Source organism: Congregibacter sp. (assembly GCF_965660375.1).
GTDB lineage: Bacteria > Pseudomonadota > Gammaproteobacteria > Pseudomonadales > Halieaceae > Congregibacter.
The window spans coordinates 30,521-41,322 of sequence record NZ_CBFHZO010000095.1; the positions used below are offsets into that span (position 1 = coordinate 30,521).

Consider the following 10,802-nt stretch of genomic DNA (forward strand, 5'->3'; position numbering starts at 1 on the left):
CAGCGTCGGCCCTGTCGCAATAAAGGGTGCGCTACCGTAACCTTGTGTCCGAGTTTATCTTCCGTTAAGGCAAAACCCGTCCCGGGCACTGACGTCACTATGCATCCACAATCAGGCACTTTGTTCACTATTTCTGCACCGTCGGGGGCCGGCAAAACCAGTCTCGTAAGAGCCCTGGTCGATGCGGAGCCCACACTGCAGGTCTCCGTGTCCCACACCACGCGTCCGATCCGACCGGGAGAAATGGATGGCGTGAATTATCATTTCTGTGATCGCCCGGCTTTTGAGAACATGCTGAAAGAGAGTGCTTTTCTCGAACATGCGGAGGTTTTTGGCAATCTTTACGGAACTTCGCAACACTTTGTCGAACAACAACTCGCTGCTGACGCCGACGTCATTCTCGAGATTGACTGGCAGGGGGCCCGGCAGGTCAAACGCCTACTACCGGCAAGTTGCTCTATCTTTGTCCTGCCTCCCTCAGAAGAAGCTCTGCGGGAAAGGCTCAGCCAACGAGGCCAGGACGACGCAGGGACCATAGAGCGTCGCATGGCCGCTGCGGTGTCAGAAATGTCCCACTACGTCGAAGCTGATTACCTGGTGATTAACGATGTATTTGAGGAGGCACTGCTTGAGCTTCAGGCCATTGTTCGCTCCCAGCGACTGCAAACCCCCAAGCAGGCCCATCGTCACGCCGTCCAACTCAAGGACCTGCTCGGGTAGGCTCGCCGTGACAACAGCATCCCGGCATCCCTAGCGCTTCAGAAACGTCCCGGGGAGACTTGAAGATTACCGCTTTGACGGGGCTATTTTTTGCTTGTTTTGGGCTATAATGTCCGGCTCTTCGGTGTGCGCGCTTGTGTGCTCCGACTCAGGCAGATTTGTTGACGTTCGTTGTTCTGGCATTGTGTGCTCGTCTTGCTCGCTATCATCCCATCATAGAAAGGGTTGAAAGAGCGATAAAAGAAACGCCCAAGATGTGCCAACAGCTTGTTTCTCTGACTGTCCTGAGAATTTGTTTAAACCATAGATGGGAAGAAATATGGCACGCGTAACAGTAGAAGATTGCCTCGAGTCCGTAGATAACCGCTTTGAGCTGGTCATGGTGGCAAGCAAACGCGCCCGTCAGCTCGCCACCGGTGGCAAGGATCCTCTCGTGCAGGAAGAGTCCGACAAGCCTACCGTAGTCGCTCTTCGCGAGATCGCCGAAGGCCTGGTCACGCCAGATATGCTGAATCGTGAAGACGAGCTGGACGCCGAGGAAGAACTCGCCGAAGTGATGGGTGCAAGCGAAAGCTTCTAAGCTCCTGCCTGATAGCAGCCGCTACGACGGTAGCGCGCTGTCATCGGACGCGCGCCGGACCATTTCTGGACGCGCATGCCAGTTTCCCGACTGCTACGCAGTAGCAGATAAAGGGGCAGGGTCCGCAGAGGCGTGGAACGCCGCCTGATATGCAGACCATCGACTCCCTCGACGCCAATCTTCGATCCTATCTCGATGATCAGCAAAGCACCCTGGTGCGACGCGCCTATTACTTCGCCGAACAAGCGCACTTTGGGCAGCAGCGACGCAGTGGTGAGCCCTACGTAACCCACCCCCTTGCCGTTGCCGGCATCCTCGCTGACATGCACATGGATCATCAAAGCCTTATGGCGGCGATGCTCCACGATGTCATTGAAGATACGGGGATCGATAAGGACGCCATCGAATCCCAGTTTGGTGAAGCCGTGGCCGAGCTGGTGGACGGCGTGAGTAAACTCACGCAAATTGAGTTCGATACCCTCGAAGAAAAGCAGGCCGAGAACTTTCAGAAGATGGCTTTAGCGATGGCGCGAGATATTCGCGTAATCCTCGTCAAGCTTGCCGACCGGCTGCACAACATGCGCACTCTGGGCGTACTACCCACCGCCAAGGCGCGGCGCATCGCCAAGGAAACCCTGGATATTTACGCGCCCATCGCCATGCGGCTCGGGATGAATTCCGTGCGTATGGAGTTTGAAGACCTGGGCTTCACCGCGCTTTATCCCATGCGCGCCCGCCGCATCGAAGCCGCGCGGCGCTCGGCCCGGGGCAACCGCATTGAGCTCGTCGACAAGATGCGCAGCCAGATTGAAAACGCATTGGCCCAGGATGGTTACGAAGCCACGGTCATAGGTCGGGAGAAGCACCTCTACAGCATTTACAAAAAGATGCGTGCCAAAAAGAAGTCCTTCTCCGAAATCATGGACATCTATGCCTTCCGCGTAGTGGTGGACTCCGTGGACAGCTGCTATCGCGTCCTCGGCTGTATTCACTCGCTGTACAAACCTGTCCCGGGTGAGTTCAAGGATTACATCGCCATTCCCAAAGCGAACGGCTATCAGTCCCTGCATACGGTGACCATGGGAATGCACGGCGTGCCCATCGAAATCCAGATCCGCACCCGGGAAATGGAAGATATGGCCAATAACGGGATCGCGGCCCACTGGCTGTACAAAACCGATTCCGACACCGTCAATGGCTCCCACGCCAGGGCCCGCCAGTGGGTACAGGGCCTGCTGGAGATGCAGCAACGCGCGGGTAACAGCCTTGAGTTCATCGAAAACGTCAAAATTGACCTGTTCCCCGATGAAATCTACATCTTCACACCCAAGGGGAGCATCATGGAGCTGCCCCGCGGCGCTACCGCCGTGGACTTTGCCTATGCCGTGCACACAGAGCTGGGCAACACCTGCGTGGCCTGTCGAATCAATCGACGACTGGCTCCTCTGTCCGAACCCCTGCAGAGCGGCCAAACGGTGGAAGTCATCACCGCAGCGGGAGCGCGACCCAATCCCTCTTGGTTTAACTACGCGATAACCGCAAAAGCACGGAGCAACATCCGCCACTATCTGAAGCACCAGACCCAGGAAGACGCCGCGGCGCTCGGTCGTCGGCTGTTGGATAAGTCCCTTGCCAGTTTCGATCTCAATGTCACCGAGTTGTCAGAGGCTAGACTGAGCAGTTATCTTGAGAGCGCCGGCCTGACTACCCTGGATGACCTTCTGGCTGAGCTTGCCCAGGGCAAGCGACTACCCGGCGTGGTCGCAAGCCAACTTGCAGGTGAAACGAGCACCGAAGGACCCACACCGCAGCCGGGAAGCGACTCTCCGCTGGCGATACGGGGCACCGAAGGTTTTATGGTGAGCTACGCCCGCTGTTGTCGGCCGCTGCCGGGCGATGCCATCGCGGGCTATATCAGCTCCGAGCGTGGCGTTATTGTGCACCGGGAAGGTTGCCGGAATCTTGCGGACATTCGAGAAAAGCCCGAACAATGGATCCCCCTGCGTTGGGATGATCAAGTCAGCGGCGAGTTCCTCGCTGAATTACGCATTGAGACCGAAAACCGCCGTGGCGCCATTGCTACCATCGCAACGCGTATCAACAGCATGAACGTCAATATCGACAAGATCAGTTCTACCGATAAAGACTATCAGTTCACCTATGTTGATCTGGACTTACATGTCGAGAGCCGTGTGCATCTTGCACGCATCATGCGCCGTCTTCGCAGTATCGACAGCGTGCGGCGTGTCAGCCGTGTGCAAAACTAGTCTTACTCTCAAGCCCCCAAAACACAGCACCCAGTAAAAAGGAGTCACCCGTGAGCAACCGCGCCATTATCGCGACACCCAAGGCCCCTGCAGCCCTCGGACCCTATTCCCAGGCGGTGAAAGTCGGGAATACCGCCTGGCTGTCAGGGCAGATTCCCCTCAATCCGGAGACCATGGAGGTCGTTGAAGGCGATGTTACGGCCCAGGCAAAGCAGGCGTTCAGCAACCTGGCGGCGGTTGCAGAGGCCGCCGGTGGCAGCCTGAATGATGCTGTAAAGATCAATATTTCCCTCACCGATATGCAGGATTTTGCAGCGGTGAATGCGGTCATGGAGACCTTCTGCAACGAGCCTTATCCCGCGCGGGCCTGTGTCGAGGTGGCCGGTTTACCCAAGGGCGTGTCAGTGGAGATCGAGGCTATTCTCGCGCTCTGAGTGTGCCATCCAGCGATGGAGCACCGCCCCATAGCCCTTCCGGTAATCGGGAAACTGCAGCGCATACCCGCTACGGTGCAAACGCCCGTTGCGAATGCGCTTGTGCACCGGCGGATCACCGTGAGGGGCAGGACTCGGAGTCTCACAGGGTACTCCGAGTTCGTTGCACAACCACGCCTCCACTTCCTGGAGGGCAGCCGGGGCATCATCAACAAGATTGATGATCGGGGCATCTACCATGGCCTTCCCATCAAGCACCGCCGCCATAAAGCCCGCCACGTCATCGCGGTGGATGCGATTGCTGTACCGGGGTGGCGACGGAGGCGTAAGCCTGCCTGCAGCGATGCGCTTCAGCAAGGGGCCGGGGCCATTCCCATAGAGCCCGGCAGCCCGCAACACCACACTGTTTTCCACCCCCGCAAGAAAGCTTCGCTCCGCCGCAAGAATGGCTGCTGCATGGGGGTCTTGGTCAGCGGTAGGGCTGTCCTCGTCGACCCAGCCGCCGTGCGCCTCGCTGTACACCCGTGTGCTGGACACAAAAAAGGCGCGTTCGGGCACATGATTACCAAGGCCCGCCACAATCCCCGCCATGGCATCCGCAAAGCCCGCCTCATACCCCCTGGCACTGCGGTCCGAAGGGCTCAGCGCAATAACCAGAGCATTGGGCCGGCGCTCGGCAAGAACGTCCAGGCTGTGAGCATCACGAAGATCAATAGCAATACTTTCCACACCCTCAGGCACCGCATTTGCCGTGCGTCGGAGCCCCAGACAATGCCATTTTGCCATGGGCAGCAGTTGACTAAGGCGCTCCCCAAGATCACCAAATCCTACGATCGCGATGGTTTTCTGCTGCACGGCTACTCCTTCTCTCCCATGATTCAGACCGGCTGTTTTTACGGGCAGAAAAAACGCTACCCATGAGTGGGATTGTCACACAAAGCCTCGAGTCCCTGCGCGGCGTAGGACCCAAAATGGCGGAACGCCTCCAACGCTATGGCATCAGCAATGTTGAGGACCTGCTGTTTCATTTGCCCCTGCGCTATCAGGATAGAACACAGGTAACGCCCATCGGCGCGTTGCAGGACGGCGCGGAGGTGGTGATTGAAGGCGATGTCGCCCTGGTAAGTGTGAGTGGCGGGGGACGACGACGTTCGTTAATGGTGAAATTACAGGACGGTACGGGCACCGCCACGCTGCGCTTTTTCCACTTTTCCCAGGCACAGCAAAACGCCCTGCAAAAAGGTGATCGCCTACGCTGTTTTGGCACGGTGCGCCGGGGCCCCCAGCAGGCGGAGATGATTCATCCGGAGTACCGAAGAAGTGCCAGCATCAGCGACAACGAAGAATCACTAACGCCCATTTATCCCAGCACCGAAGGTATCAGTCAGGGTCAGTGGCGGAAGCTCTCCGATCAGGCGTTGAGCGTTCTCGCAAAACATCCGCCAGAAGAGTTACTACCGGTTCGTCAGGACGACTACGGCCTGAGTTCCGCCCTGCGTTTTTTGCACCGTCCACCGCCCGAGGCAGACCAGCAGGCCCTGCGGGACGGCTGTCACCCCGCTCAGCTTCGCCTCGCTCTGGAAGAGCTCGCCGCACACCAGCTGTCCATGCACGAAATGCGCGCCCGAAGTCGCGAGCGTGCTGCCCCGGTGTTAAATGATACACAGCAGCTCAGTCAGCGGTTTATCGATGCTCTACCCTTTGAACCCACTGCGGCCCAGCACCGGGTAATGGCGGAGATCAATGCTGATCTTGCCATGGAGAAGCCCATGCTGCGCCTGGTGCAGGGCGACGTAGGGTCAGGAAAGACTGTGGTGGCCGCTGCAGCAGCGCTCATTGCTATCGCGAGCGGTTACCAGGTTGCGGTTATGGCACCCACGGAACTTCTTGCAGAGCAGCATCGGCGCAACTTCGCGGCGTGGTTTTCCGCATTGAACATTTCACAAATGTGGCTGGCGGGGAGCGTCAAGGGACAAAAACGACAGCAGGCGCTGGCAGCGATTGAAAGCGGCGAGGCCTCCCTGGTCATTGGCACCCACGCGCTGTTTCAGGATGGGGTGGAGTTTGCGCGCCTGGGTCTTGTGATCGTCGATGAGCAGCACCGCTTCGGCGTTCATCAGCGACTGGCCCTGAGCGAGAAAACCGGGGGTGCGTGGCGTGCCCACCAGTTGATCATGACCGCGACCCCCATTCCCCGAACGCTGTCCATGGTCGCCTATGCGGATCTGGACTGCTCCATCATCGATGAACTCCCACCGGGGCGACAGCCGGTAGGTACCGTTCTCATCGACAACCAACGACGCCAGGAAATCATTGAGCGCGTTGCTCTCGCCTGCAGGGATGGTCGCCAGGTCTACTGGGTATGTACTTTGATTGAAGACAGCGACACCCTGCAGGCCCAGGCGGCGGAGTCGAGCTTTGCGGAGCTGGCGGAAGCTCTGGACGGTATAGCCGTAGCCATGGTCCACGGCCGCATGAAGGCAAAAGAAAAAGACGCCGTCATGAGTGCTTTTAAGGCCGGAGAATTTCAGCTTTTGGTAGCCACCACGGTGATCGAAGTGGGCGTCGATGTACCCAATGCCACGCTCATGATTATCGAAAACCCCGAGAGACTGGGGCTGGCGCAATTGCACCAGCTGCGGGGCCGCGTAGGGCGGGGAAGTGCCGCCAGTCACTGTGTGCTCCTCTATCAATCACCCCTGGGACAGCAAAGCCGCTCCCGTCTGCAGGTGATGCGGGAGAGTAACGATGGTTTTTACATCGCCGAGGAGGATCTACGCCAGCGGGGACCGGGCGAGGTTCTGGGTACCCGCCAGACCGGGCTTATGGAGTTCCGGGTAGCCAGGCTTCCCGAGCACGAGCACCTTCTTGAGGAGGTGCAGGAAATCGCCGAAGCACTTCAGCAGCAACATCCCCGGTGGGTGCAACCCCTGATCCGTCGTTGGGCAGGAGACCGCCAGGCCTTCGCAAACGTCTGAGGATTACAAGAATCCCACTCAGGCCATAATAGGCGGTAGCTGCTTTTGCAAAGCCATCTTCTGTTTGGTGGCCTCACCAGTCAACGCAAACCCCAGTAAATCCCCCGCTTCGTTGCGGTACTCACCCTGAGTGTTGGTTCCATCAATGGTGAATTGCCACTCGCCCTCGGCATCAGCCGCAGGGGGCGCCACCACCGTGGGACAGGCAGGCACCTTGATGGTGACCGGCATCGCGGGGTAACTCACCTCCGTTGGCTCTCCCGCCAGGGTTTTACCCAGGGCGCGGGCGGCGGCCATGAGCGGTGCAACATAAACCAGTACGTGGCCCTCTACCTCGGCGCAATCACCCAAAGCATACACGTCCGCCGCGCTGGTCTTTAGCATGCGGTCGGTAACGATTCCCCGGTTGACGCTGATGCCCGCGCTTTTTGCGAGGTCGATGTTGGGACGGACACCCACCGCCGACACGACGATATCCGCATCAAGCATGCTGCCATCGCTCAAAGAAACCTGAACGGTGTCAGTGCTCCCGGCGGGGAAATTGACCTCGGTAACCAGGGGGCCAAAATGAAAGCGGGCGCCCTTGGCTTCAAGCCCGGATTGCAGGGCGCGGGCGCAGGGTTCGGGCAGAAGCGTAGGCAAACAGTGCTGAAGGGGATCGATAACATCCGCCTCAAAACCACCGTTGAGCAGATCGTTGGCAAACTCACAACCAATAAGCCCGCCACCGATGATGGCAACACGCTTCACCGCGAGGCGCTCCATGGCCGTGCGAAAGTCATCGTAGTCCATGAGATCGTTTACCGAATACACACGCTCCAGGGCATTCCCGGCGAGGGGAGGCCGAATCACGCTGGCACCGGTAGCGAACACCAGTGCGGTGTAGTGCACCTCGGTTTCACGATCGGCCAGGCGCAAAACCTTGCGCGCGGTGTCTACGGCCTGGACACGGGTCATGGTCCACACACTGGCATCAAGATTGGCGGCCATGGTGCCCGCATCACTCTGGGTGAGCGCGGCAGCATCAGTGTTTTTAGTGTAACCGGTCGATAGCATGGGCTTGGAATAGGCTCTGCCATCGTCTTCGGTGATCAACAATAGCGGTGTGTCGCTATCGTGCTTACGGAACTCCCGGGCAATGCCATAGCCGGCAAGCCCCGTACCGATAATCACCACGGGTGCGGGCTGGGTCTCACTGCCGGGCGTTTGGTGATGGGGTGCATCTTCTTCCACCGCCTCTTCAATGCGCTCAAAGTCTTCTTTACCCACGCCGCAATCCGGGCACAGCCAGTCTTCAGGCACATCCTCCCAGCGCGTGCCCGCCACTATGCCATCATCGGGCCAGCCCTTGGCCTCATCGTAAATAAGCCCACAAACGATACATTCCCACTTACGCATGCCAGACCCACTCCTTTTACGAGGCACTACTTTTTTGAAGGGCCGGAAGATTAACACGCCCTGCCGTAAGGCTGAAAAGGCGCTTTGCGACTTGCATGGTAGCGAAACATCACGCATTCTCGCCCTCCCCACCAACTTGATATCTATGACTCTGCAAGCAAACCGCAGCGCAGGCGTCCCCCATTGGCGACGTGAAGAAAAGATCTCCGGGCCCCTGCTGGCACCGGTGCGTAGCTGGTTGCTTGACGATGGGTCGCTCACCCAGCACCTCATGAATACCGGCAAAGCCTTTTCGCTGGAGCGTTGGCGTCAATGTTGGGAAACCCCAAAACCCGATGAGCGGAAGCTGCTCAATATGGCGCATCGCGAATTGGCAATGGTTCGTCAGATAGTAATGCGCCTGGACGGTGAGGCGGTGGTCTACGCGCGCTCCGTATTCCCCGTAAGCACCCTGGACGGCCCCTTGCTGCGGCTACGGAGACTGAAAAACAAAAGTCTCGGCAGCTTTTTGTTCTCCCGACCGGATATGCGGCGCAGTCCGTTTCAGATTGCGTTGCTTGCCGGCGATGACCCTTATCTGCCGGATCAGCTCCATCAGCAGGGTGACGCCTGGGCGCGGCGCTCCTGTTTTCAGGTGGCTGGCAAACCACTGTTGGTGAGCGAAGTGTTCCTCGAGGGGTTCCCCCGCTGGAAATCAGCCACCCCGCTTCATCGCTCCCGAAGGGGGCAGGTGAGCGTTACAATAGGTTCAAACAAAAGCAACGACGAGATCCAAAGCGCTTCATGAGCACCACTGTGCCATCTAAAACGTCATCCGAGACGCCCTCCAAAAACCGGCAGACGAGCAAGTTTTCGGCGCTGCTGCAGCTGATTCGCTGGGATCGCCCCATCGGTACCCTGCTATTGCTGTGGCCCACGCTCTGGGCGCTGTGGATCGCTGCCGAAGGTGTTCCGGATCTCAAGCTTCTGGTGATCTTTGGCCTGGGCACGCTGCTTATGCGCTCCTCCGGCTGCATCATCAACGATTTAGCCGACCGAAACCTTGATGGCAGCGTTACCCGCACCCGTAATCGCCCCCTGGTCACCGGGGACGTCACCGTAGGGGAAGCACTGGCCTTCTTTGCAGTGCTGTGCCTCATGGCCTTCGGCCTGGTGCTCATGACCAACTTTATGACCATCATGCTATCTGTACCGGCGCTGGCACTCGCTTCCTGCTACCCGTTGATGAAGCGGTACACCCACCTTCCCCAGGTGGTGTTGGGACTGGCGTTTTCCTGGTCAATCCCCATGGCCTTTGCCGCACAGCAAAACAGCCTGCCCCCCGCGCTGTGGTTGCTGTTTACCGGTAGCGCACTGTGGACCGTGGTCTATGACACCAAGTACGCCATGGTCGATCGCAGGGACGACCTGGAGATCGGCATCAAGAGCACCGCCATCCTGTTCGGGGAATCCGACCGCAGCGTTATTGCCGTATTACAGGTACTGTGCCTCACCGCGTTGGCATTGGCGGGCAGGGAGTTCGATCTGGGTTGGCCCTACTTCCTGTCCCTGCTGGTCACCGCCGGTCTGTTTGGCTATCACCTGTACTTGATTCGCGAACGCGAAGAGGCCGCATGTTTCCGCGCATTTTTGCACAACAACTGGGTAGGTCTGACCATTTTTCTGGGTATCGTTGCCAACTATGCCTTAGTGGCTTAGGGCTATGCGTTCGCGGCCTAGGGCTATGTGTTAGCGGCTTAGAGCTGCCTACGTCATGAGCCTCGCACTGGAGGTTCTCAGCAGCGTTGGGCAGGTATCCGCCACTGAGTGGGATGCCCTGCGGCGCGATGACTACCCCTTCTTTCGCCACGATTTTCTGTTGGGCCTGGAACAGGCCGACTGCACCACCACCGCAGCGGGGTGGACCCCGGCGCATTTGCGGCTGAAGGATCAGGACCGCACCCTCGCAATCCTGCCTTCGTGGTTAAAAAGCCACTCCTACGGCGAGTATGTGTTTGACTGGGCCTGGGCAGATGCCTGGCGTCGCATGGGCCTTGAGTATTACCCCAAGCTGATAACGGCTGTGCCGTTTACGCCGGCAACCGGTCCACGCATGCTCCATGCCGCAGATCTGGATCCGGATGTTCTCTGGTCAACGTTTCGGGAGCAAATGCCCGGGCTGGCGGTGAGCCTCGGCGCTTCTTCCTGGCATGTGCTTTTCCCCCGGGAGGACGATGCGCAGGCCCTGGCGGCAGCGGGACTGCACACCCGTCACCAGGTACAGTTCCACTGGTACAACCGCGATTACAGCGACTTCGACGACTTTCTCGGCACCTTCTCCAGTCGCAAGCGCAAATCACTGCGAAAGGAGCGCCGCCGGGTCAGCGAACAGGGGCTCACTCTGAGTATGCGAGACGGCACAGAGCTCTCAGAAGAAGACTGGACA

Annotated in this window: 10 protein-coding genes; 8 read left to right on the plus strand and 2 right to left on the minus strand. The window is 58.6% G+C overall.

Going from position 1 to position 10,802, the window contains the following annotated elements; genetic code table 11:
• Positions 1-99: 99 nt before the first annotated feature.
• From gmk to ACTG3T_RS09120, 4 genes are all read left to right on the plus strand, one after another.
• Complete coding sequence (gene gmk / locus ACTG3T_RS09105; protein WP_439101952.1) at positions 100-720, plus strand: guanylate kinase; 621 nt, start codon at positions 100-102, stop codon at positions 718-720.
• A gap of 319 nt (positions 721-1,039) precedes the next feature.
• A complete protein-coding gene (rpoZ, locus tag ACTG3T_RS09110) occupies positions 1,040-1,300 on the plus strand; it encodes a DNA-directed RNA polymerase subunit omega (RefSeq protein ID WP_405273704.1) in 261 nt (86 codons plus the stop codon).
• 149 nt (positions 1,301-1,449) lie between these two features.
• Positions 1,450-3,567 carry a RelA/SpoT family protein gene (locus ACTG3T_RS09115; protein ID WP_439101953.1) on the plus strand — a complete coding sequence of 706 codons (2,118 nt, stop codon included), beginning with the start codon at positions 1,450-1,452 and terminating at the stop codon, positions 3,565-3,567.
• A gap of 50 nt (positions 3,568-3,617) precedes the next feature.
• Positions 3,618-4,001 (plus strand): RidA family protein, encoded by a 384-nt coding sequence (locus ACTG3T_RS09120; RefSeq protein WP_439101954.1) that lies wholly within the window; start codon positions 3,618-3,620, stop codon positions 3,999-4,001.
• On the opposite strand, the gene ACTG3T_RS09125 is transcribed toward ACTG3T_RS09120, so the two are convergent.
• Positions 3,969-4,856 carry an NAD-dependent epimerase/dehydratase family protein gene (locus tag ACTG3T_RS09125; protein WP_439101955.1) on the minus strand — a complete coding sequence of 296 codons (888 nt, stop codon included), beginning with the start codon at positions 4,854-4,856 and terminating at the stop codon, positions 3,969-3,971. The genes ACTG3T_RS09120 and ACTG3T_RS09125 overlap by 33 nt on opposite strands.
• Positions 4,857-4,918: 62 nt before the next feature.
• Here ACTG3T_RS09125 and recG point away from each other — a divergent pair, with 62 nt between their 5' ends.
• Complete coding sequence (recG, locus tag ACTG3T_RS09130) at positions 4,919-6,979, plus strand: ATP-dependent DNA helicase RecG (RefSeq protein ID WP_439101956.1); 2,061 nt, start codon at positions 4,919-4,921, stop codon at positions 6,977-6,979.
• A gap of 18 nt (positions 6,980-6,997) precedes the next feature.
• On the opposite strand, the gene ACTG3T_RS09135 is transcribed toward recG, so the two are convergent.
• Positions 6,998-8,377: an FAD-dependent oxidoreductase gene (locus ACTG3T_RS09135; protein WP_439101957.1), complete on the minus strand. Its 1,380-nt coding sequence runs from the start codon at positions 8,375-8,377 to the stop codon at positions 6,998-7,000.
• Positions 8,378-8,522: 145 nt separating this feature from the next.
• Between ACTG3T_RS09135 and ACTG3T_RS09140 the strand changes: the two genes are divergently transcribed.
• The 3 genes from ACTG3T_RS09140 to ACTG3T_RS09150 all read left to right on the plus strand — a co-directional run.
• Positions 8,523-9,164 carry a chorismate--pyruvate lyase family protein gene (locus tag ACTG3T_RS09140; RefSeq protein WP_439101958.1) on the plus strand — a complete coding sequence of 214 codons (642 nt, stop codon included), beginning with the start codon at positions 8,523-8,525 and terminating at the stop codon, positions 9,162-9,164.
• Complete coding sequence (gene ubiA, locus ACTG3T_RS09145; protein ID WP_439101959.1) at positions 9,161-10,075, plus strand: 4-hydroxybenzoate octaprenyltransferase; 915 nt, start codon at positions 9,161-9,163, stop codon at positions 10,073-10,075. Before ACTG3T_RS09140 ends, ubiA begins: the two co-directional genes overlap by 4 nt.
• Before the next feature lie 55 nt (positions 10,076-10,130).
• Positions 10,131-10,802, plus strand: a 672-nt coding sequence (locus ACTG3T_RS09150; RefSeq protein ID WP_439101960.1) for a peptidogalycan biosysnthesis protein, incomplete at its 3' end; no start/stop codon positions are given.